Raw genomic sequence first — 23317 nt, forward strand, 5'->3', positions numbered from 1 at the left:
ATTATAGCGCCCCATCGCCGACAGGGTCGGCTCCCACCGGGGCCGCGAGGGCGGGTACTGTATGTCAATCCCCCACCCGGAGTTCCCGCATGAGCAAGTTCCGTACAGAACGCGACAGCATGGGCGAGTTGAAGGTACCGGCCAAGGCGCTCTACGGCGCGCAGACCCAGCGCGCGGTCGATAACTTCCCCGTATCCGGGCTGACCATGCCGCGCGAGTTCATCCGGGCGCTCGGCCTCATCAAGTCGGCCGCGGCCGAAGCCAACGTCAAGCTAGGCCACCTGGACAAGGCCTCGGCCAAGGCCATCCGCGCGGCGGCCGAGAAGGTCGCCGCCGGCGAGGTCGACGAGCACTTCCCCATCGACGTCTTCCAGACCGGCTCGGGCACCAGTTCCAACATGAACGCCAACGAGGTGATCGCCCACCTCGCCGAGGCTGCCGGCAACAAGGTGCACCCGAACGATCACGTGAACGCCGGCCAGAGTTCGAACGATGTGATTCCTACGGCGATCCTGGTGAGCGCCACGCTGGCGACGAGCGAAAAGCTGCTGCCGGCGCTCAAGCACCTGCGCAAGACGATCGACACCCGCGCCAGGGAATTGAAGAAGGTCGTCAAGACGGGACGCACCCACCTGATGGATGCCATGCCGATCACCTTCGGCCAGGAACTGTCTGGCTGGTCGGCCCAGGTCGGCGACGCAGCGGAACGCATCGTGGACACGCTCAAGCGCACCCGGCGCTTGCCGCAGGGTGGCAGCGCCGTGGGTACCGGCATCAATGCCGACCCGAAGTTCGGTCCCACGGTCGCGGCCGAACTGTCGAAGCTGACGGGGGTGAAGTTCGAGTCGGCGGATAACTATTTCGCGGGGATGGCCGCGCAGGACGCACCGGTGGAACTCTCCGGCCAGTTACGCGCGCTGGCGGTCGGCGTGATGAAGATCGCCAACGACCTGCGCTGGATGAATTCCGGTCCGCTGGCGGGCCTCGGTGAGATCGAGCTGCCGGCGCTGCAACCGGGATCGTCGATCATGCCGGGCAAGGTCAATCCGGTGATTCCCGAGGCGGCCGCCATGGTCGCCGCACAGGTGATAGGCAACGACGCGACGATCGCGGTGGCGGGGCAGTCGGGTAATTTCCAGCTCAACGTGATGCTGCCCGTGATCGCGTACAACCTGTTGCAGTCGATCGAGATCCTCGCCAACGTCGTCACGCTGCTCGCGGACAAGGCGATCGCGGGCTTCAAGGTCAACGAGGAACACATACGCGAGGCGTTGGACAAGAACCCGATCCTCGTCACCGCACTCAACCCGGTGATCGGCTACGAGAAGGGCGCGGCCACCGCGAAGCAGGCATACAAGGAGAAGCGCCCCATCATGGACGTGGCGCTGGAGACCACGGGCTTGTCCAAGGCCGAACTGGCGAAGCTGCTTGACCCCGCGGCGTTGACCAAGGGCGGTATCCACGGCGGTGGCGGTGGTGGCGGCTGAGCGCTGGCCGCCTAGGCGGCGAATCCTTGCAGGCCTTGATCGATTCGCCGCAGTTTGTCCGGGTTCCGCTGCACATGGATGCTCAGGATCTTCTCGCCGTCCGTCACGAAGGTCTGCGCGGATTCCAGTTGGCCTTCGATGTAGCGAAGGAAGGCCCATTCGCCGTTGATGCGCGTCAGCCGTACTTCCGCGGCGGCGCCATAACGAAGGTATGAGGCGTAGAACAGCTGCGCGATACGCTGGCCGCCGAGCATGGGCTTGGGGAAGCTGGTGACCTTGCCACCGCCGTCGCCGCTGAGGTCGGCATCCACGGCGAGCAGGGAGCGGATGGCCGGGAAGTCGCCGTTCGCCAACGCCTCCGCGAAGCGCCGCATGAGCGCGAGGTGTGCCTCGCGGGGTGCCGTGTGGCGGGGGCGCTCGTCGCGTAGCTGGTCCTTCGCGCGATGCACGAGCTGGCGGCACGCGGCTTCACTCTTGCCGACGGTGTCCGCGATCTCGGCGTAATCGATATCGAAGACCTCGCGCAGCAGGAAGGCGGCGCGGGCTTCGGGGGATAGCCTTTCCAGCAGCAGGAGGAACGCGACGGACACGTCGCCTGCCAGTTCCTGTACATCCTCGGGCGAGGCGCCATGGTCGGTGAGGATGGGCTCGGGCAGCCAGATGCCGACGTATTCCTCGCGCCGGACCTTCGCCGCCCTGAGCCGGTCGATCGCACGGCGCGTGGTGGCGGCGACCAGCCACGCCTCCGCGTTCTCGATAGCCGTGTGCTCGGCGGCGTTCCAGCTGAGCCAGATGTCCTGCACCACGTCCTCGGACTCGGCCACCGAACCGAGCATGCGGTAAGCGATCCCGTGCAGGCGAGGCCGCAGGGCGGAGAAGGTGGCCGTAGCGTCGTTCATACCCATGGAGACGATCTTGCCAGTTCCCCTGTGACAGGTCCTTGCAAAATCGTCTCGCATGGCGGGCTTTCCGGCTCAGTGGACGAGGGTCAGCACCGGATTCTTCTTGTCCTTGAGCAGGAACACGACGAACTTGGCCGGCGCGGTCTTGCTGGCGTTGCGGCCGATCGTGTGCACGTCGTCCGGGCCCTCATAGAACGTCTGCCCGGCCTTGAGCGTCTGCTCGGGCTGTCCGCGCACGCCCATCACGATGCTTCCCTCCAGCACATAGACGATCGCGTGCGCATCGTGGCGATGCACCGGGTCGACGGCGCCGGGCGGGTAATCGACGTTGATCAGGGTGATCTCCTTGCCAGGGTAGTCCTTCAGCGCCTTGGTCATGAGATCGGTGACGGTGGCCTGGGGTGCCCCGGCGTCCTGGGCGAGTGCGAGGCCGGGCGAAAGCGCCAGCAGGAAGGCGAGTGTCTTGAAAATGCGCATGGGAGGTTCCTCAAGCGGCGGTGGCGACGGTCTCGGAAAGACCGGCCTTGTCGAGACCCCAGGCTTTGTCCATCGTGCCGGGGACGTTGCGGAAGGCCACGTTCATGCGATTCCACGCGTTGATGGCCGCGACGACGAAGGTCAGGTCGGAGATCTCCTTCTCGGAGAGCTGGCCGCGGACGCGCTCGTAGACGTCGTCCGGCACGCCTTGCGCCGGGATCTGCGTGAGCGCTTCCGTCCAGGCCAGGCTGGCGCGCTCGCGTGGCGAGAACAGGTTCGATTCACGCCAGATGGCGATGTGGTGCAGGCGCAGCGGACGCTCGCCATGGATGACCGCCTGCTTGACATGCATGTCGACGCAGAACGCGCAACCATTGATCTGCGAAGCGCGAATGTGGACCAGGTGACGGATCGATTCCTCGATCGCGCACTTGGCCTCCGCCATGCTGAATTCCATCAGCTTCTTGGTCAGCTCGGGCGACTGCTGCTGGTAATCGAGACGCTGGGTCATGGTGCTTCCTCATTCGGGAGTGATTGCCAGCCGTAGCCTAGGTCCGCGCAACGGAGAGCCGGTAGGTCCGTGCGCGGGATCACCGTGTTGCGCGGCGTGCACCAATCGGCGTGTCACAAACCGCCGGATGCCCGCGTCTATGAGACATGGACCCGATCACCCGCACCTACGAATGGCTGCGCAGGCAGCTGTCGACACGACACACGGTCGATGCCGTGTGGGCGGGATTCCTGGATGTACTCGACGAGCTGCCGGCAGAGGCCCGGGTCGCCTTCCTGATGAGTGACATCTTCGATGCGAGCATCGACGAGGTGGCCATGCTGCTGCGCAAGGACGCGGCGGCATGCCATGCCCTGGTCGAGCTGGCTCGCGCACACATACAAGCGGCCGGCCCACGCCGCGCCGTGGAATGAGGATCTGCCCATGAGCCACTATTTATCGTCGCCGGTGGAGACCGTCGATACCCTTGCCACCTCGTTCTCCGCCAGTTATGCCGGTGTGATCGCCTTTATCGCCGTGGTGTCCGAGGGCAGTTTCGCCAGGGCCGCCGATCGCCTCGGCATCGGTCGCTCCGCCGTGAGCCGCAGCGTGCAGAAGCTCGAACAGCAAGTGGGCGCGCGGCTGTTTTCCCGAACCACTCGCAGCACCGCGCTCACGCGGGAAGGCGAGATCTTCTTCGAGAACTGTCACCCCGGCGTGGAACGCATCGCCCAGGCGCTGGACGACATGCGCGAGCTTCGCGACGGGCCTCCGCGCGGACGCCTGTGCATCGGCGCGCCCGTCGGTTTTGGCCGCAACGTGGTGGCACCGCTGTTGAAGCGCTTCCGCGACACGTTCCCGGAGATCGCGGTCGACCTGGTCCTGGACGACCACCCCGTCGACTTCACCGCCGACCGCGTGGACGTGTCGTTCCGCAACGGACGGCTGGAGGACAGCCAGGTCATCGCCCGGCAGGTCGTCCCCATGCAGACGTTCGTGTGCGCCACGCCGGACTACCTGCTCGCTCATGGCGCCATCGAGAAGATCGAGGATCTCGCCGCGCATCGCGCCATCCATTTCCGGCTGGCCTCGGGCCGCGTCGACGAATGGGAATTCAAGGTCGATGGCAGGTCGTACAAGACCCTGCCGCCGGCGATGGACGCCTTCAACGATCCCGACCTGGTGTTGCAGGCGGTGCTGGATGGCAGGGGGATCGCCCAGCTCGCGGGGTACCAGGTATGCGCGCACCTCCGGGCCGGGCGCCTCGTCGCTTGCCTGCCGCGGTACGCACCCGACGACCGCGGCCACTACATCTGTTACCAGAGCCGGCAACAGTTGCCTTCGCGCATCCGCGTATTCATCGACTTCATGGTTCCCGCCATTCGCGCGCTGGACCTGGAGTGTGGCAGCACGTTGCCGATTGGTGCATCGACGGCAACACCGTGATCCCGCGCGCGATCCTACCGGTGTCGACGCCCGGCTCCTACGATCCAGTCACGTCCAAAGCAAGATAGGTATCCCATCATGAAATTCCTGGTCATCGGCGGCTCCGGCCTCATCGGCAGCAAGGTCGTGCAGCGCCTGCGCGCAAAGGGCCACGAGGCGATCGCCGCATCGCCCTCGTCAGGCGTGAATACGCTCACCGGCGAAGGACTGGACGAGGCCATGGCCGGCGTCGACACGGTCATCGACCTGGCCAATTCCCCCTCGTTCGAAGACAAGGCGGTACTGGATTTCTTCCAGACCTCCGGCCGTAACCTCGCCGCGGCGGAGCGGCGCGCGGGCATCGCCCACCACGTGGCCTTGTCGATCGTCGGCACCGACCGCGTCGCGGCCGCCGGCAGCGGCTACATGCGCGCGAAGGTCGCGCAGGAGACGATCGTGCGCGAATCGGGCGTACCGTACACCATCATCCATTCCACGCAGTTCTTCGAGTTCCTGGCCGGTATCGCGAAGTCGGCCGCCGGCGGCGACACCATCACCTTGTCGACGGGCTACATCCAGCCCATCGCTTCGGACGACGTGGCCGATGCCGTGGTGAGGACCGTGCTGGGCAAGCCCGCCAACGGCGTGGTCGAGATCGCGGGGCCTGACAAGGTGCGCATGTCCGACCTGGTCGGCCGGTTCCTGTCGATCGTCAACGATCCGCACCACGTGGTCGGCGACGCCAAGGCGCCGTATTTCGGTGCCGTGCTGGCCGACGACAGCTTGTTGCCGGGGCCGGACGCGACGCTGGGCAAGATCGATTTCCATGCCTGGCTGAAGTCGTCCCAGTACGCCAGCTTCGCTTCCGCGGCCTGAATCGACAGGTCCATCGTGAAACCGACGCCACCGCCGGTCTCGTTCCTCGACCGGTACGACGGAGACGATTTCGCTCCGTTGTACACGGGCACTGTCACGGTGACCGGCGGCGAGGCGTCGCATGGCCGCGCTTCGGGTGCCGCTCGCTCCAGCGACGGCAATCTCGACGTGTCCCTGCGCCTGCCGCCGGAGATGGGTGGTCCCGGGGGAGGAAGCAATCCGGAACAACTGTTCGCGGCGGGTTTCGCCGCCTGCTTCCATGGAGCGCTCTGCCTGTTGGCGATGCGCGAGCGCATCGCCGTTCCCGCCGACGCGGCGGTGACCGCCGCCGTGACCTTCGGTCGCGATCCGGCCGATGGGTTGTTCACGCTCGTCGCCCACATACGCATCGCCTTGCCTGGCGTGGCACGTCACATCGCGGAGGCCCTGGTTCGCAACACCGAACGCCTGTGTCCCTACGCGAAGATGGCGCGACAGGGTATCGAGTGCATCGTGCAACTGGCGGACTGATCGCGCGAAAACATTGCCTGTCACGCCAGGTATCTGATCCTGCGTCACATTTCCTTTGGCCCAAGCCAGGTGGCCTACTACTCCGCCGTGGCGCATGGGGCTATGATCCGATCCGCGAGTGACCTCGAGGGGAGGATCGCCGTGAGGGCCGGGGGGTGACATCCCTGGGCCGGGGAACGGGAAGCATGGGGAAGGTCATCGAGTTTCTCGCGCGCGTCGGGAGCGACGCGTCGTTGCGGCACGCTTCGACGGACGCCGTCGATGCCGCCTTGCGGGATGCCGGTGTCGACGACGGTGATCTTCGTGATGCGTTCAGTGCGAAGGATGGCGATGCCGTTCGGTTGCTGCTCGGCCAGCGCGCGTATTTTTCCACGCAGATGCCGATAGCCCCCGAGCATGAGGAACAGGAGGATCCGCTCGATGGCGAGGATGAGGATGGAGACGGCGAGCCGGACGACACGGTCGCTTACATGCCGCCCACGGGCACGCACCGCTGAAGCCGTGAAGCGCCTGCGGCATGCGCTCGCGACACTGGCGGCTTGCCTGCTGGTGTTCGTCGCAGTGGTGCATGCGGCACCGGAGAACGCCGGAAATCCTTCGTCGCCCGAGGCGGTCCTCGCGCGCGCCGACACGATCAAGGTCACCGATTTCGTCGCGTTCGGCCACCTGATCGACGACCTTGCGCGATTCGAAGCGAAACTCGCGCCTGCCGAGCGGTGGAAGTTGCGTTTCCTTCAAGGCTGGCGGGCCACCTGGATAGGCGATTACGAAGCCGGCAGGAAGGCCCTGGAGGACGTGGCGGATAACGCCAACGACAACGTCTTGCGGCTGCGCGCCACCGCGACCCTGATCAACCTGCTCGGCATCGGCCACCGTTATCAGGACGCTTTCATGCGGCTGAACCAGTTGCAGGAGCTGATGCCATCCATCCGCGACCGGAAAGCGCGTTTCCAGGGCCTGGGCGAGGCGTCGCAGTTGCTCAGTTCCGCCGGCCAGTTCGAGCAGGCCGAGGCATACGCCCGGGAAATGATGGAGAACCCGCCGCCGGGCGAAACGATATGCAAGGGAGCGCAACACCTGCTGCGCGCGCGTCGTGAGGCCAACCGGCTGGAGACGCTGGACCCGATGTACCTGCGCGCGATCGAAACCTGTGACGCGTCGGGCGACGAGGTCTTCGCCGATAGCATGCGCTCGGACATCGCGGCATTCCATCTCGCCCGTGGGCGTCCCGCCGAGGCGGTGAAGATACTCGCGGAAACGCGCGACCGGGCGCGTGCACTGAATTATCCGGCGTTGCTGGCGGAATACGATGCGACGCTCGCGCAGGCGTACCTCAAGTTGGGCGACCTGGCCAACGCGCGCCGCTTCGGCTTGTCCGCCGTGGCCGGTTCGATCCGCGACGAATTCACCGATCCGCGCCGGGTGGGTTATGGCGTGCTTTACCAGGTGGAGCAGCAATTGGGCAATGCGGCCGCGGCCCTGGCGTACCACGAGAAGTTCATGGTCGCCGACAAGGCCTACCTGGACGACGTGGGCGCGCGCAGCCTGGCCTTCCAGATCGTCGACCAGCAGTTGCTCGCGCGCAAGGCCGAGGTCGAGGCGCTGAACAAGCAGAACGAGATCCTTCGCTTGACGGGGGCGCTCGACCGCAAGGAAGTCGAGACTGGCCGCCTGTACATCTTCGTCCTGCTTGCCGGGCTGGCCGCCATCGCCTGGCTGGTGCTCTGGTTGCGCCGCTCGCAGTTGCGTTTCATGAAACTGGCGCGCCGCGACGGCCTCACCGGCATCTGCAATCGCGAGCATTTCGTCGAGCAGGCCGAGCGTGTATTGGCCTACGGTGCGCGCTCGGATCGCGGGGCATGCCTCATCCTTTTCGATCTCGATCACTTCAAGAACGTCAACGACACCTACGGCCACGCCGTCGGCGACGAAGTGCTGAAGCGCGCGGTGGATGTCTGCCGCCGCGCCTTGCACGCTTGCGATGTATTCGGCCGCCTGGGCGGCGAGGAGTTCGCGGTACTGCTGCCCGATTGCAGCCCCGCGCAGGCGCGTGCACGCGCGGAGCAACTGCGGCTGTCGATCGCGGCGACCTCGGCCACCCAGATCCGTCCGAACCTGGTGGTGACGGCGAGCTTCGGCATCGGCGGCACGATGCAGTGCGGCTTCGAATTGCATCGCCTGCTGGTGGTGGCCGATGCGGCGCTTTACCGGGCCAAGCGGGCAGGCCGGAACTGCGTCTTCATGGGAGACACCGGTGACATTCCCGACTCGCCGTACCTGAGCGAGGCACGCGGCTAGGCAACCACCCGGTGGAACAAACCCACCCGGTGGAAGAAACCTAATCTACTGTGAAAGAAACCTGTCCGGTGGAAGAAACCTGGTGGGAGCCGACCTTGTCGGCGATCCCGCGGCAGCGGGCCAGGTCGCGGCGAGCACCCATCGCCGACAAGGTCGGCTCCCATGAGAGCGCTCGGCTCCCACAGGAGCATTCCGTTCCGTCCGCAAGGACCAAAAAGAAAGGCCGCTTTCGCGGCCTTTCTTTCTAAACCCGTCGCAGCTGGATCAGCGCTGACGAGCCTTGAAACGGGGATTGCTCTTGCAGATCACGAACACTTTGCCGCGACGGCGAACGACTTTGCAGTCACGGTGACGCGACTTCGCGGACTTCAAAGAGGAAAGCACCTTCACGGCCAGCTCCTGAAACTTTACGGACAAGGAAAAAGGGGATTGTAACGATCCGGCCGACGTTACGCAAGCGCCGGGAAGCATTCGTCTTTCAGCCGAGCCCCAGCTTCGTCCGGGCCTCGCGGACGGTGCGCAGGAAACTCTCCAGCACCGGCGACGTATTGTCCACGCGCGAGGCCACGGCGAGCAAGAGATAGGCCTCCGGATCGTCAACGGGAACGAAGCTGACGCCATCCAGATGGACCGCGCGTAGCGAGGCCGGAACCAGGGCCACGCCCAGCCCCGCGGCCACGAGCGGCAGCAACGAAGGGATCTGCTGCGCTTCCTGTCGGACGTTGGGACGGAAGCCGGCCTTGTTGGCGAGCAGGGTCAACCGGTCGGTCAGGGTCGTGGCCTGGGCGCGCGGCGGGGCGACGAATCGCTCTCCAGCCAGGGCTTCCATGCGCAAGCTGGGCTGCTTCGACAGGCGGTGACGGGCGGGAAGGGCGATCACCAGCGGCTCGTGGTCGATCACCTCCACGTTCAGCTGGCGGGCATTCGCTACGCCCTCGGGGTGCGCCCGCAGCAGGCCCACGTCGATCTGGCCGGAAAGGAGAGCATCGTATTGGGCGCCGGTGAGCATCTCGCCGAGGTGCAGGCTCACTCCCGCCGCCGCGTGCGAAAAACGCAGCAAGGTTTCCGGCAGGGCGGGATGGAAGGACACGGAAACCGCATAAGCCAGCCGAAGTTGACCTGTGAAGCCGGCCGCGGCCTCCGCCACGACCGTCCGGGCGCTCTCCGCGCGGGCGAGGATCGCCTTGGCTTCGACCAGGAAGATCCGGCCAGGCTCGGTAAGGGCGACGCGGCGCCGGTTGCGGTCGAGCAGGCGCACGCCCAGGTCGGCTTCAAGTGACTGGATCTGCTGGGAAAGCGGTGGCTGGGAAATGTGCAGGCGCTGGGCGGCCTGGGTGAAGCTGAGGGTCTCAGCCACCTCGACGAAATAGCGCAGTTGGCGCAGGTCGAACATAGTCGTTTTTCGAATAAGTGGGCGCTGAAAGATATATTGGCCGGAATTTCCTAGGAAATCTATGATTCGTCTCGGCCTACCACCAACCCCTCCCCCTGGGTCGGTAGGTCCCTCGCCTCGCAGCGACGCTAACTACCGGCATCTGGCCTACCTCCCCCCCGAGGCCCATGCTGAGGCGTCTCCTGCGGGGCGACTTTCTTTGTGGCGTTTGGAAAGTGGCGTGGGTGTTCGGGCGTAGGGGGCGCCTATCGCCGACAAGGTCGGCTCCCACAAGTACGGCCAGTCCCCACAAGTACGGCCAGTCCCCACTAGTACGGCCAATTTCCACCAGCTTGGCCAGTTCCCGACAGCTCGGCCGGTTCCCACCAGCTTGGCCGGTTCCCACCAGCTTGGCGTTGCCCGGTGGGAGCCGACCCCGTCGGCGATGCTCTTGCTTCTTGTGGGAGCCGACTTGTCGGCGATGCCCTCAGAGCTTCGAAACAAACCCGCACCCCGTGCCGGCGTTGATCGCCGCCTCGTCCACGCCGGGCGCCATCTCGATCAGTTCCAGCCCGCCGGGCGTCACGTCGAACACCGCCAGGTCGGTGATGATGCGGTCGACCACGCCCTTGCCGGTCAGCGGCAAGGTGCATTCGGTGAGGATCTTCGGCGAACCGTCTTTCGCGGTGTGTTCCATCACCACGACGACGCGCTTCACGCCGGCGACGAGATCCATGGCCCCGCCCATGCCCTTGACCATCTTGCCGGGCACCATCCAGTTGGCGATGTCGCCCTCGCAGGTCACCTGCATCGCGCCCAGGATGGAGATATCCACGTGGCCGCCGCGAATCATCGCGAACGAATCGGCGCTGGAGAAGAACGATGAGCCGGCGCGAGCGGTCACCGTCTGCTTGCCGGCGTTGATCAGATCGGCGTCCACTTCGTCCTCGGTGGGGAAGGGGCCGATGCCGAGCAGGCCATTTTCGGATTGCAGCCAGACATCGACGCCGTCGGGCAGGTGGTTGGCCACCAGCGTGGGCAAACCGATGCCGAGGTTCACGTAATCGCCGTCGGAGAGTTCCAGGGCGGCGCGCTGCGCCATCTGTTCACGGGTCCAGGCCATAGTCTTCTCCTTCAGGCGCGCACGGTGCGCTGTTCGATGCGCTTGGACGGCGCGGGATTGTGCACGATGCGGTCGACATAGATGCCAGGCGTGTGGACCTGGTCCGGGTCGAGTTCGCCCACTTCCACCATGATCTCCACTTCCGCGATGCACACCTTGCCGGCGGTGGCGACCATGGGATTGAAGTTGCGTGCGGTCTTGCGATAGACGAGGTTGCCAGAAGGGTCCGCCTTCCACGCCTTGACCAGCGCCACGTCGGCGACGATCGAACGTTCCATCACGTACATGTTGCCGTCGAACTCGCGCACTTCCTTGCCTTCGGCCACCTGGGTGCCGTAGCCGGTGCGGGTGAAGAAGGCGGGGATGCCCGCGCCACCGGCACGCAGCTTCTCGGCGAGCGTGCCCTGCGGGGTGAACTCCACTTCGAGCTCGCCGGCCAGGAACTGCCGCTCGAATTCCTTGTTCTCGCCGACATAGGACGAAACCATCTTGCGGATCTGGCGGGTCTGCAACAGCAGCCCCAGGCCCACGCCGTCGATGCCGGCGTTGTTGGAGACCGCGGTGAGGCCGGTGACGCCCGAATCGCGCAGCGCCTCGATCAGGAGTTCGGGAATACCGCAGAGGCCGAAACCGCCTACGGCGACGGTCTGTCCGTCGGCGACCAGACCGGCCAGTGCCTCTCGGGCGGAGGCGACACGTTTGTCGCGCGAGTGCGACTTCACCTGGTTCATGCGTCATCGATTCCATCCGGACGGTCCCGCCGCCGGTTCGCCGCCCATGATAGCCGAGCGCCGCGCCGGCCCGTGGTTGCCCTTTGGTCCAATCCCCCCGGGGCCGTCCGGCGGGTCTTCATCCCCTGCACCCGATTCTTGCAAGCATTGGCACCGTGTACGAGGCTTTGATCGGAAATCGTTCATCCTCATGTACCTCGAAACCCCGCGCGCCCGGAGAATTCAACGTGAGCAAGCAGAAGATCGGTGTCATCGGCATGGCCGTGATGGGCCGCAACCTCGCCTGGAACATCGAGAGTCGTGGTCATGCGGTGTCCATCTTCAACCGGAGCAGGGAAAAGACCGACGAGGTCATGGCCCAGAGCCCGGGAAAGAAGCTGGTGCCCAGCTACACCTTGGAGGATTTCGTCGACTCGCTCGAAAAACCGCGCCGCATCCTGCTCATGGTGCAGGCGGGCAAGGGCACCGACGCCGTGATCGAACAATTGCGTCCCTTGCTGGATAAGGGCGACATCCTGATCGATGGCGGCAACACGTATTACAAGGACACCGTGCGCCGGGGCGAGGAATTGGCCAAGGACGGATTGCATTTCATCGGCACCGGCGTCTCGGGTGGCGAAGAAGGCGCCTTGAAGGGACCGTCGATCATGCCCGGCGGTCCGCGCGACGCCTACGACCTGGTCGCTCCCATCCTGACCGAGATCGCGGCCAAGGCGCCCGACGGCGAACCTTGCGTCGTCTACATCGGCCCGGGTGGCGCGGGTCACTACGTGAAAATGGTGCACAACGGCATCGAGTACGGCGACATGCAGCTCATCGCGGAAAGCTATGCCGTGCTGAAGCATGTCGTGGGCCTCTCGAACGAGGAACTGGCCGACGTCTACCGTGAATGGAACGAGGGCGAACTGGACAGTTTCCTCATCGAGATCACCTCGAAGATTTTCAGCAAGAAGGACGACAAGAGCGGAAAGATGCTGGTGGACGTGATCCTCGACCGCGCCGCGCAGAAAGGCACCGGCAAGTGGACCAGCCAGAGTGCGCTCGACCTCGGCGTCCCGCTCACCCTGATTACCGAGTCGGTCTTCGCCCGCATCTTGTCGTCTATGAAGGATGAGCGGGTCGAGGCCAGCAAGCGGCTGGCCGGCCCGAAAACGGAGGCGTTCCACGGTGACCGCAAGGCCTTTGTCGAGTCGGTGCGGCGCGCTCTTTACATGAGCAAGATCATCTCCTACGCCCAGGGCTTCGCCCAGCTGCGTGCGGCCTCGGACGAGAACCAGTGGAACCTCGACTACGGCGCGATCGCGAAGATCTTCCGTGCCGGCTGCATCATCCGCGCCCGCTTCCTGCAGAAGATCACCGATGCCTACCGGACCGATGGGGCGCTGAAGAACCTCTTGCTCGATCCGTACTTCCGCGACATCGCCCAGGAGTACCAGGCGGCCTTGCGTGAGGTCGTGGGCGAGGCGGTACGCGTGGGTGTGCCGGTGCCCGGCTTCTCCGCGGCCATCGCCTACTACGACAGTTATCGGGCGGAGACGTTGCCAGCGAACCTGATCCAGGCGCAGCGTGACTACTTCGGGGCGCACACCTTCGAACGCCTGGACGAGAAGGGCAGCTTCCACGTCGAATGGGTGGAATGACGGACTGAACAGCCTTCCGCCGCCGCTCGCCGGGCGGAAGGCCTCCGGTGGACGTCCTCGGCGCGGACCTGCGACGCAGGTCCGCCGCCGGGTGCTGGCGCTGTAGGAACCCTCCCTTTAGAGTTGCCGGATCGGCAGCACACCAGGCGTCGGTGTATCGTGCCGTGTCCAACGAGGGAGTACGTTGTTTCATGTTGAGAAGTTTTCTGATCGGCGCCATGGCGCTGGCGGTAGCGCTTGCCGGATGCTCGACGCTGCCGCAACCGCGCGACGATGGATCGCTCCAGCGCGAAGCGCTGGCCGGCACGGAGAAGCCGGTACCCAAGCCGTTGACGGTAGGCACCGCCAATCCTCCCGTTCCGGCGGCCGCGCAGCCCGATATCACCACGGGCACGGGTGAATTCGTCAAGGCGGTGGGCTTGCCCAAGCCGAAGCCGGTGGCCGCGGGTGCGGGCACGGTGACCTTCAACTTCGAGAACCAGCCGGTCGAGTCGGTGGTGAAAGCCATCCTCGGCGACCTGCTGCATGAGAACTACTCGATCGTGCCCGGCGTGCAGGGCAACGTCTCCTTCTCCACCTCGCAGCCGGTGTCGAGCGAGCAGGCCTTGCCGATCCTGGAGACCTTGTTGTCCTGGACCGGCAATGCCCTGGTCCGCAGCGGCGACCGCTACGTGGTCATGCCCGCGAAGGACGCGGTGGCGGGCAACCTCGTGCCGAGCATGGGCGCCACCGCGCCGCCGGGCGGCCTGCAGGCGCGCCTGTTTCCCCTGCGTTTCATCTCCGCGACCGAGATGCAGAAACTGATCAAGCCGTTCGCGCGGCCGGATGCCACCTTGCTGGCCGACCCCACGCGCAACGTGCTGGTGATGGCCGGCACGCCGACCGAACTGGAGAACTACCAGCGCACGGTGCAGACCTTCGACGTCGACTGGCTGCGCGGCATGTCGGTGGGCGTGTTCAGCCTGCAACGCGCGGAAGTGAAGGACCTGACGCCGACGCTCGACAAACTGTTCGGTGAGAAGGGCAACACGCCGATGGCCGGCATGCTTCGCTTCATCCCCATCGAACGTACCAATTCCCTCGTGGTGATCAGCCCCCAGCCCGTGTACCTCGACGAGGTGAGGAGCTGGATCGATCGCATCGACCGGGGCGGCGGCAACGAGCCGCAGCTCTATGTCTACGACGTGCGCAACGTGCAGGCCGCCGATCTCGCCGATTACCTCTCGGACATCTATGGCGGCGGCTCCAGCGGTGGCGGCTCCAGCGATCGCGGCGGCAAGGTCGGGCCGGGTCTGAGTTCCGGCACACTCGGCGGCGGCGACAGCGACCTCGGCAATCGTGGCGGCTCGGGCCTCGGTAGCACCACGGGCGGTTTCGGCAACAGCTCGTCGTCGAATTCAGGCTTGCTCAACACCACGAACAACAACAGCGGGCTCAACGGCTCGTCGTCCGGCATGAGTGGCGGCTCGTCGTTCGGATCGGGCAGCGGTTTTGCCGGAAGCGGGTTCGGTGACGACGACACCTCGTCGCGCCGCCAGCGCAACGGGCCGGTCACGACGGACGAAGGCGTGCGCATCACCTCGGTGGATGCGAACAACCAGCTGATGGTGCGTTGCCGTCCGTCGCAGTGGACGGAGATCGAGCAGGCGATCAAGCGCCTGGATGCCGTGCCGTTGCAGGTGCAGATCGAGACCCGCATCCTCGAGGTGGCGTTGACCGGCGATTTCCAGTTCGGCGTGCAGTGGTACCTGGAAGGCCTGGTCGGCGGCACCAACGGGTCGGTGGGCCAGCCCGGCAATAAACAGCAATGGGCGCTGGGCAACGGCGGGAACGTCTACAACCCGACTACCGACAGCTTCTTCTACTCGTTCGTCAACAACAACCTCGCCGTCGCGCTGCGGGCGATGGAGACCAGTGGCAACACGAAGACCTTGTCGGCTCCCTCGCTGGTGGTGTTGAACAACCAGAAGGCGCACATCCAGGTCGGCGACCAGATCCCGATCACGCAGACTTTCGTCAACACCAGTGCCAACACCGACAACACGATCGGCCAGGTGGAGTACAAGGACACCGGTGTGATCCTCAACGTGCGCCCGCGCGTGAACCCGGGCGGCCTGGTCTATATGAACATCAACCAGGTGGTGAGCGCGCCCGGCCAGAAGGACGCGACCACCGGTAACTTCCCGATCCAGCAGCGCGAGGTCGCCACCCAGGTGGCCGTCCAGAGCGGGCAGACGGTCTTGCTCGGCGGACTCATCAAGCAGCAGGAAGGTGTCACCGACACGGGCATTCCGGGCCTGAATCGAATCCCTATTTTCGGCCGGTTGTTCGGTCAGACGACCCGTGGCCGCGATCGCACCGAACTGATCGTGCTGATCACGCCGCGCGTCATCAGCAACGGCGAGGAAGCCAAGCAGGTGACGGACGAGTACCAGCGGAAGTTCGAATCGCTGCGTCCCGTGCGCGCCGATGCGAAGCTGGGCAGTGGCGAACCCGCCACGACCCTGCCGCTCGGCAAGCCCTGAAACGACCCCTCGGCCCGGCTAACGCGCCGGGCCGACCAGCGGCGTGGGATAGCTGAGCTTCGGCCGATACGGCTGCACCGACACTCCCAGGTTCGGACCCATGCGATGTTGCAGGCCGGCGGCGTTATAGAGGCCCAGCGTATTGGTGGGTCGCCGGCCCACCCCGGCATCGATGGCGGGCGTGCCGGCCGGCACCCCGTCGGCTGCCATCAGGCGGCTCAGGCAGGCATAGGAAAGTCCCGTCGACGCCGCATCGGCGGGTTCGACGCAGCCCGCGTTCGCGGCGGCGTGCACGCCTGGCAGGTCCACGACCGATTGCGCCATGGCGCAGGGCGTCGCGACAGCCAGGCCCATGGCGAGTACTTGCCGAATACGCATGATGATTCCCTCCGTCTGGCCGTCCACACCAGATAGCACGTAACCGGTTGCACCAGTAAGCGAATCGGGCGGTGTCACGCGACGGTCATTAATCCTGTCACTGAAATAGCGTCGTTGTGTCATTTGGCGCGCCTAGCCTTCACCCGGAGACGAGTTCCCGTCCCGTCCGCTCATGCGTGAGGAATGACCGTGGCACGCAGCGTCCTCGCGCTTGTCGCGTGCATGGCCCTGCTTTCGTCGCCATGGTCGGCGGCGCAGGTGCGCACCAACGCGGGACAGCCACAGGGGTCGGAAGAAACGCATGCGCCCACGCGCTTCGACATCGACGCTCAAGCGCTCGCCACCGCGTTACGCGCTTTCAGCGAGAACACGGGTATCGCCGTGCTGTTCGACGACGGCCTCGTCGCGGATAAGCGATCGCAGGGGCTCCACGGCATGGCCGCACCGCGCGACGCATTGCGCATCCTGCTCGTGGGCACGGGACTCGGAGCGCACTTTTCCTCGATGAACGCCTTCACCGTCACCGCATCCAGCCAGGCCCCGGAGGACGAGGGCGTCACGCCGGGTCACGACGCCGGTCCTGCTGGCGACATGCTCGACGAGCGGTCCGCACGTGCCGTGCAGGTGGCGGTGGAGCGAGCCTTGTGCGCGCACGAGGACACGCGGCCAGGTGGGTTCCGGTTGGCCATGCAGTTGTGGATCGGCGATGGCGGTGGCGTGACCGACGTGGCGGCGTTGGCCGCCTCCGACGATCCGCGGCGTGACGACAGGGTGCTCGCCACCCTTCGCTCATTGCGTCTGCCGGCGGATGTTCATCGATCCAGCCCCGTGACGGTCCTGCTGACACCCTCGGTCGACGCCGACGGCGCTTGCCGGGCGCACCGCGCCACGGAGGGCTGACGATGGAGACCTCGCTGCTCGGGCTGTTCCTCGACAATTACGAGGACTTCCGTCGCCGGCTGCGGCGCCGCCTGCGGTCGGATGACCTGGTGGACGACGTGCTCCAGGAAACCTATCTGCGCGTGGAGCGACTCGATCCCAACGTGGAGCGCGCGACGCATCCCACGGGTTACCTGTTCCGCATGGCGCTGAACATGGCGGCCGATCACCATCGTTCGTCCAGCCGCCTGCTGACGGGAGAGGAGATCGACGAGCTGGTGCATGGCGCGGACGATCAACTCGACCCGCCTACCGTACTCGCCTCGCGGCAGGATCTTGCCGCCCTGGGCGAGGCGCTGGACATGCTCACCCGCCGCCAGCGCGAGATCCTCATCGCGGCGCGGGTAGACGAGCAGCCGCAGGCGGCCATCGCGGCCCGCCACGGCATCTCGGTGCGCATGGTGGGCAAGGAATTGAAGAAGGCACTTGAGACTTGTGCCACAAAAGTGGGACGCAAATCCGTTCAGCGGTTCGGTCCGGGCGCCGGAGATCCGTCTTGAGCGATATGGGAACGACCAGCATCCATGAAAGCGAGCGCCAGGCCCGGGCCTGGCTCGTCCACCTGACCTCGGGAACAGCCACCCGTGAAGACGGCGAGGCGTTCAGGCGCTGGTGCCTCGCGAACGAGCAGCATGCGGCCGCCTTCGCCCGCACGCGGCGCATGTGGGAGGACCTGGGCCCCGCCATCGCGCAGCGGGCGGAGCGCATGGATCGAGGCCAGCCACCGACGCCTCGCCATGGCGTACGCATGAGCCGGCGGATGTTCCTCGCCACGGCGGTCAGCGCGTCGGTCGCCGCCGTGCTGATCGGGCGCTATGGCACGGACCTCCTGCCCGGCGCGGCGGATGGCTCGCGGCTGCGCACAGCGGTCGGCGAGCAGCGCAGCGTCGAGATAGTGCAGGGCGTCACGGTGGAAATGAACACGGCGACCGATATCGGGCTGCGTGGCAGCGGCAAGGCCGTCACGGGCATGCGCCTGCGCAGTGGCGAGGCCGTGGTCCGCGTCGATGCCTCGCGCACGTCGCCTTTCGTCGTCGAACTGGCCGACGCGACCCTGACCTCCACGCCGGGCACGTCGTTCGCCGTACGCTGCCTCGACCGCGACGCCGCGGTGACGTGCCTCGACGGGCACGCGGTGCTCACGCTGGGCGCGGCGAGGACCGAGGTGAAGCCGGCCCAGCAAGTGGCTTTCGACGATCGCGGCATGGCTCCCGCCGTGGCGGTCAACCCGGATACCGCGCTGGCCTGGCGCCAGCGCGTGCTGATCTACGACAACCAGCCGTTGGCGGATGTCGTCGCGGACATCAATCGCTATCGTCCCGGCCGCATCGTCATCACCGACCGTGCGCTCGGCGAGCGGCGCGTGCATGCGCGCTTCACGCTCGACCAGATGGCCGACGTCGCCACGCTCATCCAGGACGCCTACGGCGCACATGCGACGCACCTTCCCGGCGGCTGGGTACTGCTGAGCTGACCCAGTCCCGGGCCGGCGCCGCCGGCCCATGAATTTTTCGTGACAGCGGTTCAGTGCCACCGCTGCCCACGCGTCTTGTGGGCAAACGGGAACATCAGGGGAAAGTCCGCGTGGCTACACGAGCAGTACGGGTGAACGCATGATGCGTATCGCGAGCCCTTGGCACGCCAACGCGTTCGCGCTGGCCATCTCGCTGGGACTGGCGGTGGACGCGGGCGCCCAGGACGCACCGACTTCGTTCGACGTCAACGAATACGTCGTCGATGGCAACACGACGCTGCAACCACTGGATATCGAGACGGCGGTCTATCCGTTCCTGGGGCCGGGCAAGTCGATGAACGACGTCGGCGCCGCACGCGAGGCCTTGCAGAAGGCCTACCAGGCGCATGGCTTCCAGTCGGTGGTGGTCGACCTTCCGCCGCAGCAGGTCAAGGGTGGGGTGATCCGCTTCCAGGTGACCGAGAACGTGATCGGTCGCGTACGCGTCGAAGGCGCGACCTACCGTTCGCCCAAGGACATCCGTGACGCGGTCCCCGCCTTGCGCGAGGGCGAGGTACCGAACTTCACCCAGGCCCAGCAGCAGCTCACCGACGTCAACCGCCGCGGCGGTAGCCAGGTGGTGCCCGTGCTCACGCCCGGCAAGCTGCCGCAGACGATGGACGTGACCCTCAAGGTCACCGACAACTCGCCGTGGCACGCGAGCCTGGAAGTGAACAACGACCACAGCGTCAACACACCGGAACTGCGCACTGTGGCCAGCGTGCGCGACGACAACCTGTTCCAGGACGGCCACGCGGCTTCGCTTACCTATATCGTCGCGCCGCAGGATCGGAACGCGGCCGAGGTTTGGGCCGGTTCCTACCTGATTCCGCTCGGCGGCGACTGGAGCGTGCTGGCCTCGGGCTATAAGTCCAACAGCAATGCCAATGCCGTCGGTGGCACGACGGTGCTGGGCAAGGGCAACGCGGTGGGCTTCAGTTTCATCCGCACGTTGCCGACGCACGGCGAGTACTCGCAATCGCTGTCGATGGGCCTCACCCGCAAGCACTTCGACCAGAACATCAGCCTCTCGGGCCAGACCTCGAAGGCGCCGATCACGTACATCCCGCTCAACGTCACGTACCAGGGCCAGTCGATCGGCGAAACCTCGATCAGCACCATCGCGATCGGCGGCACCCTCGGTTTCCGTGCCGGCGGCAGCAACGCGGCGGAGTTCGACAACCAGCGCTACAAGGCGCGGGCCAACTTCTTCTACATGAAGTTCGACGGCGGCCACACGCGCAATTTCGCCAACGGGTTCGCTCTTGCCGGTCGTCTGGGCATGCAGCTGTCGAACTCGTCGTTGATCTCCAGCGAACAGTATGCCGCGGGCGGACAGAGCAGCGTGCGCGGTTACCTGGAAGCCGAGCAGACCGCCGACCACGGCGTCACCGGCTCCATCGAACTGCGTACGCCGTCGATCGCCGCGCACCTCGGTGCATGGGTGAACGACTGGCGCTTCCACGCCTTCGTCGACGCCGCGCACCTCGTGCTGATGAACGCGCTGCCCAGCCTCGTCGACCCGGCCAACCCGTCGGCCGGCAGCACGCGCGTGAACAGCTACGACTTGTCCAGCGCCGGCTTGGGCACACGCTTCCAGATTTTCAACATCGCCACCGGCGCGTTCGAGGTGGCCTATCCGTTCAAGGACGGGCAGGCGACGCGCGCACACGACACTCGCATTCATTTCTCACTCAAAGCGGATCTCTGACCGGCAGGTCGGACCACAGACATCCAGGGGTATCACCGTGACTCGACTCTTGTTCCTGACCTGCTTGCTTCTCCTCGGCTGGGTGCCGGCTGCTTACGCCGACGCCTCGTGGTGGAACCAGGACTTCGCCTTCCGCAAGGCGATCACCATCGACACGACGGCCAAGGGCGGCAACGTGACGGCCGCCGCCGGCCGCACGCCGCTGCTGGTGCGCCTGCACTCGGGTAATTTCACTTTCGACGGCGTCTCCGAGACCGGCGCCGACGTCCGCTTCGTCGCGGCCGATGACAAGACCCCGCTGAACTATCAGGTCGAGAGCTTCGACCCGGTGCTGGGCGTGGCCCTGGTCTGGGTGGACGTGCCGCAGCTCGGCGCGGACAGCCAGCAGCAGGTCTGGATGTACTACGGCAATCCCAAGGCGCAGGGCGCCGAGAAGGCCGGCGCCGTGTTCGACGCCGATTACGCCGCCGTCTACCACTTCGAGGAAGCCGCGGGTACGCCGCCACAGGACGCCACCGCCTACGCGAACAACGCCGTGGGGAACGATATCCTCACCGCCGACGGCATCATCGGCAAGGCCGCGCGTTTCGACGGTTCCAAGGTCGTCACCTTGCCGGGCAGCGTCTCGATGAATGTCGCCGAGGGCGGCAGTTTCACGTTCAGCGCCTGGATCAAGCCCGACACGCAGGCAGCTGGCCGCACCCTGATCTACGCACGCCGCCAGGGCGAGCAGAAGCTGCTGGTCGGGCTCGACAACGGCGTGCCCTTCGTCCAGGTGAACGACGCCACCAGCACCGCCGGTGATCCGCTCAAGGCCGCCGCATGGGTGCATGTCGCCGTCACCGCCACGGGCAGCGATGTCGAACTGTATGTCGACGGCAAGCCTTACGCGAAGCTGGAAACGAAGCTCCCCGCGATGACCAGCCAGGCCACGCTCGGTGGCGACGTCGCCGGCCAGGCCGAGTCCTTCGTGCCGTTCGCCGGCCTGATGGATGAAGTGCGCCTCTCGCGGATCGCCCGTCCCGCTGTCGCCATCGCGGTCGACGCGCAGACCCAGGGTGCCGAATCGAAGTTGCTCACCTACGGCGCCGACGAGAAACAGTCCGGCGTGGGCTTCGGCTATTTCGGCATCATCGTGAAATCGGTGACCGCCGATGCCTGGGTGGTGATCGGCATCCTGCTGGTCATGGCGGCGATCTCCTGGGTGGTCATGTGGCAGCGTGCGGCCTATGTCAACAAGGTGACCCGCGCCAACGAGGATTTCCTCGACGCCTTCCGCCAGCAGGGCCGTAACATCCTCGCGCTGTCGCGCGATGCCACCGCGTCGCGGTTGCAGGATGCCTCGCTCTATCGTCTCTACAAAGTCGGTGCCGCCGAAGTGTGGAACCGTCGCGACGAGGACGGCCAGGACCACATCGCGTCGGAGTCCATCGAGGCGATCCGCGCCACCATGGATTCGGTGCTGGTCCGCGAGAACCAGGCCCTGTCCAAGTCGATGGTGCTTCTCACCATCGCGATCTCCGGCGGCCCCTTCCTGGGCCTGCTCGGCACCGTGGTCGGCGTGATGATCACCTTCGCGGCGATCGCCGCGGCGGGCGACGTCAACGTCAACGCCATTGCGCCGGGCATCGCCGCGGCGCTGCTCGCCACGGTGGCCGGCCTGTTCGTCGCGATCCCGGCACTGTTCGGCTACAACTACCTGCTGATCCGCAACAAGAACGTCACCGCGAACATGCAGGTGTTCGTGGACGAGTTCGTGACGCGCCTCGCCGAGCAGCAGCGCGTCAACCAACCGTCGGCCGTCGCGGCCTGAGGATCGGATCATGCGCGCGCAAGACGACGACAAGCCGTACGACGACATCAACATCACGCCGATGCTCGACCTGGCGTACGTGTTGCTCGTCATCTTCATCATCATGACCACCGCGTCGGTGCAGGGCATCAAGGTGAACCTGCCCAAGGCCAGCGCGGCAGTAAGCATGGCCAAACCGCAGACCAAGGCCATCACCATTTCCGATACGGGCCAGATCTTCCTCGATGCCTACCCGGTGACGATCGACGAACTGGAGCAGCGCCTGCGTTCGCTGAAGGCGATCACGCCGGATTTCCCGGTGGTGGTGAAGGGCGATGCCACGGTCCAGTACCAGAAGGTGATGGACATCCTCGACCTGCTGCGTCGCGTGGACCTGCCGCAGGTCGGCCTGGTCACCGGCAAGTCGCCGAAGGGATGAGCGCGTGACCTCGTCCCCATCACATCGTCGCCAACGCCGCCGCTGGATCGGTCCCGCGGTCGGCCTGGTGGCCATCCTGCTGCTCGGCGCGCTGGTCTGGCATTTCGCCTCCAGCAGCGTCGGCGTGCGGCGCGAGGCGCCACGCATCGCCACGATCACCCCCTTGCCACCGCCGCCACCGCCGCCGAAGGAAAAGCCACCGGAGCCGAAGAAGGTCGAAGACGAGATGAAGCCCGTCGACGATAAGCCACAGGACCAGCCGGAGAAGCCGGTGGATGCGCCCAAGCCGAGCGACGACGTCGCGAAGAACGTGACGATCAACGGCGATGCCCAGGCCGGCACCGACGCCTTCAACATCGGTGCCGGCGATGGTGGCGGCATGGTCGGTTCCGGCGGCGGCACTGGCACGGGCACCGGAAGCTACGACCAGTACCTGGGTTATGCGATCCAGCAGGCGGTGCAGCGCGACGAACGGGTCAATCGCCTCGTTTTCGACGTGCGCGCCGATATCTGGCTCGATGCCGGCGGGCGCCTCACCCGCGCCGAACTGGTCGGTTCCAGCGGCAACACGAAAACGGACGAGGCCTTGCTCGACGCCTTGCGCGCGATGCCGCGCGTCGACGTCGTGCCACCCTCGTCCCTGCATTTCCCCTTACGCGTGGCCATCCGCGGGAAGCGTCCCGCATGAG

The 23317-nt window shown here is 65.9% G+C and carries 24 protein-coding genes; 16 read left to right on the forward strand and 8 right to left on the reverse strand.

Going from position 1 to position 23317, the window contains the following annotated elements:
- Nucleotides 1–89: 89 nt before the first annotated feature.
- A complete protein-coding gene (locus tag ACN9M2_RS08845) occupies nt 90–1487 on the forward strand; it encodes a class II fumarate hydratase (protein ID WP_426287703.1) in 1398 nt (465 codons plus the stop codon).
- Between the two features lie 11 nt (nt 1488–1498).
- Here ACN9M2_RS08845 and ACN9M2_RS08850 read toward each other — a convergent pair whose 3' ends face one another.
- The 3 genes from ACN9M2_RS08850 to ACN9M2_RS08860 all read right to left on the reverse strand — a co-directional run bounded on the left by ACN9M2_RS08850 (nt 1499) and on the right by ACN9M2_RS08860 (nt 3377).
- A complete protein-coding gene (locus ACN9M2_RS08850; RefSeq protein ID WP_426287704.1) occupies nt 1499–2392 on the reverse strand; it encodes an RNA polymerase sigma-70 factor in 894 nt (297 codons plus the stop codon).
- Between the two features lie 69 nt (nt 2393–2461).
- Nucleotides 2462–2866 (reverse strand): cupin domain-containing protein, encoded by a 405-nt coding sequence (locus tag ACN9M2_RS08855; protein WP_426287705.1) that lies wholly within the window; start codon nt 2864–2866, stop codon nt 2462–2464.
- 10 nt (nt 2867–2876) lie between these two features.
- A complete protein-coding gene (locus ACN9M2_RS08860; RefSeq protein WP_426287706.1) occupies nt 2877–3377 on the reverse strand; it encodes a carboxymuconolactone decarboxylase family protein in 501 nt (166 codons plus the stop codon).
- A 146-nt stretch (nt 3378–3523) separates the two neighbouring features.
- Between ACN9M2_RS08860 and ACN9M2_RS08865 the strand changes: the two genes are divergently transcribed.
- From ACN9M2_RS08865 to ACN9M2_RS08890, 6 genes are all read left to right on the forward strand, one after another.
- Nucleotides 3524–3790 carry a sigma factor-like helix-turn-helix DNA-binding protein gene (locus ACN9M2_RS08865; RefSeq protein WP_426287707.1) on the forward strand — a complete coding sequence of 89 codons (267 nt, stop codon included), beginning with the start codon at nt 3524–3526 and terminating at the stop codon, nt 3788–3790.
- Between the two features lie 10 nt (nt 3791–3800).
- Entirely contained in the window at nt 3801–4802 is a 1002-nt protein-coding gene (locus tag ACN9M2_RS08870) for a LysR family transcriptional regulator (protein WP_426287708.1), read from the forward strand.
- Nucleotides 4803–4880: 78 nt separating this feature from the next.
- Nucleotides 4881–5657, forward strand: a complete 777-nt coding sequence (locus ACN9M2_RS08875) for an SDR family oxidoreductase (RefSeq protein WP_426287709.1) — start codon at nt 4881–4883, stop codon at nt 5655–5657.
- 15 nt (nt 5658–5672) lie between these two features.
- Nucleotides 5673–6167, forward strand: coding sequence for an Ohr family peroxiredoxin (locus tag ACN9M2_RS08880; protein ID WP_426287710.1), 495 nt, complete (start codon nt 5673–5675; stop codon nt 6165–6167).
- Nucleotides 6168–6352: 185 nt separating this feature from the next.
- A complete protein-coding gene (locus tag ACN9M2_RS08885; protein WP_426287711.1) occupies nt 6353–6664 on the forward strand; it encodes a hypothetical protein in 312 nt (103 codons plus the stop codon).
- Nucleotides 6665–6668: 4 nt separating this feature from the next.
- Nucleotides 6669–8465, forward strand: coding sequence for a GGDEF domain-containing protein (locus ACN9M2_RS08890; RefSeq protein WP_426287712.1), 1797 nt, complete (start codon nt 6669–6671; stop codon nt 8463–8465).
- A 264-nt stretch (nt 8466–8729) separates the two neighbouring features.
- Here the strand turns inward: ACN9M2_RS08890 and ykgO are convergent, their stop codons facing one another.
- From ykgO to ACN9M2_RS08910, 4 genes are all read right to left on the reverse strand, one after another.
- Complete coding sequence (gene ykgO / locus ACN9M2_RS08895) at nt 8730–8855, reverse strand: type B 50S ribosomal protein L36 (protein WP_029213509.1); 126 nt, start codon at nt 8853–8855, stop codon at nt 8730–8732.
- An 88-nt stretch (nt 8856–8943) separates the two neighbouring features.
- The gene (locus tag ACN9M2_RS08900) at nt 8944–9858 is read right to left on the reverse strand and encodes a LysR substrate-binding domain-containing protein (RefSeq protein ID WP_426287713.1); all 915 of its coding nucleotides are present in this window, start codon (nt 9856–9858) and stop codon (nt 8944–8946) included.
- 466 nt (nt 9859–10324) lie between these two features.
- Nucleotides 10325–10960, reverse strand: a complete 636-nt coding sequence (locus ACN9M2_RS08905) for a 3-oxoacid CoA-transferase subunit B (RefSeq protein ID WP_426287714.1) — start codon at nt 10958–10960, stop codon at nt 10325–10327.
- Nucleotides 10961–10971: 11 nt separating this feature from the next.
- Nucleotides 10972–11691: a CoA transferase subunit A gene (locus tag ACN9M2_RS08910; RefSeq protein ID WP_371022923.1), complete on the reverse strand. Its 720-nt coding sequence runs from the start codon at nt 11689–11691 to the stop codon at nt 10972–10974.
- Nucleotides 11692–11918: 227 nt separating this feature from the next.
- On the opposite strand from ACN9M2_RS08910, the gene gndA reads away from it, so the two are divergent.
- A complete protein-coding gene (gene gndA / locus ACN9M2_RS08915) occupies nt 11919–13331 on the forward strand; it encodes an NADP-dependent phosphogluconate dehydrogenase (protein ID WP_426287715.1) in 1413 nt (470 codons plus the stop codon).
- A 191-nt stretch (nt 13332–13522) separates the two neighbouring features.
- Nucleotides 13523–15856, forward strand: coding sequence for a type II secretion system secretin GspD (gene gspD, locus ACN9M2_RS08920; protein WP_426287716.1), 2334 nt, complete (start codon nt 13523–13525; stop codon nt 15854–15856).
- Nucleotides 15857–15874: 18 nt separating this feature from the next.
- Here the strand turns inward: gspD and ACN9M2_RS08925 are convergent, their stop codons facing one another.
- Nucleotides 15875–16234 (reverse strand): hypothetical protein, encoded by a 360-nt coding sequence (locus ACN9M2_RS08925; protein WP_426287717.1) that lies wholly within the window; start codon nt 16232–16234, stop codon nt 15875–15877.
- A gap of 189 nt (nt 16235–16423) precedes the next feature.
- Between ACN9M2_RS08925 and ACN9M2_RS08930 the strand changes: the two genes are divergently transcribed.
- From ACN9M2_RS08930 to ACN9M2_RS08960, 7 genes are all read left to right on the forward strand, one after another.
- Nucleotides 16424–17134: an STN domain-containing protein gene (locus ACN9M2_RS08930; protein ID WP_426287718.1), complete on the forward strand. Its 711-nt coding sequence runs from the start codon at nt 16424–16426 to the stop codon at nt 17132–17134.
- Between the two features lie 2 nt (nt 17135–17136).
- Nucleotides 17137–17673, forward strand: a complete 537-nt coding sequence (locus ACN9M2_RS08935; RefSeq protein WP_426287719.1) for an RNA polymerase sigma factor — start codon at nt 17137–17139, stop codon at nt 17671–17673.
- Nucleotides 17674–17678: 5 nt separating this feature from the next.
- Nucleotides 17679–18647: a FecR family protein gene (locus tag ACN9M2_RS08940; RefSeq protein ID WP_426287888.1), complete on the forward strand. Its 969-nt coding sequence runs from the start codon at nt 17679–17681 to the stop codon at nt 18645–18647.
- 139 nt (nt 18648–18786) lie between these two features.
- Entirely contained in the window at nt 18787–20397 is a 1611-nt protein-coding gene (locus ACN9M2_RS08945) for a ShlB/FhaC/HecB family hemolysin secretion/activation protein (protein WP_426287720.1), read from the forward strand.
- A 37-nt stretch (nt 20398–20434) separates the two neighbouring features.
- A complete protein-coding gene (locus ACN9M2_RS08950; protein ID WP_426287721.1) occupies nt 20435–22210 on the forward strand; it encodes a DUF2341 domain-containing protein in 1776 nt (591 codons plus the stop codon).
- Between the two features lie 10 nt (nt 22211–22220).
- Complete coding sequence (locus tag ACN9M2_RS08955) at nt 22221–22628, forward strand: ExbD/TolR family protein (RefSeq protein WP_371022915.1); 408 nt, start codon at nt 22221–22223, stop codon at nt 22626–22628.
- A gap of 4 nt (nt 22629–22632) precedes the next feature.
- Entirely contained in the window at nt 22633–23316 is a 684-nt protein-coding gene (locus ACN9M2_RS08960; protein WP_426287722.1) for an energy transducer TonB family protein, read from the forward strand.
- Nucleotide 23317 lies beyond the last annotated feature (1 nt).

Origin of the sequence: Luteibacter sp. E-22 (genome assembly GCF_049913125.1) — a bacterium.
In the GTDB taxonomy this organism is placed as follows: Bacteria; Pseudomonadota; Gammaproteobacteria; order Xanthomonadales; family Rhodanobacteraceae; genus Luteibacter.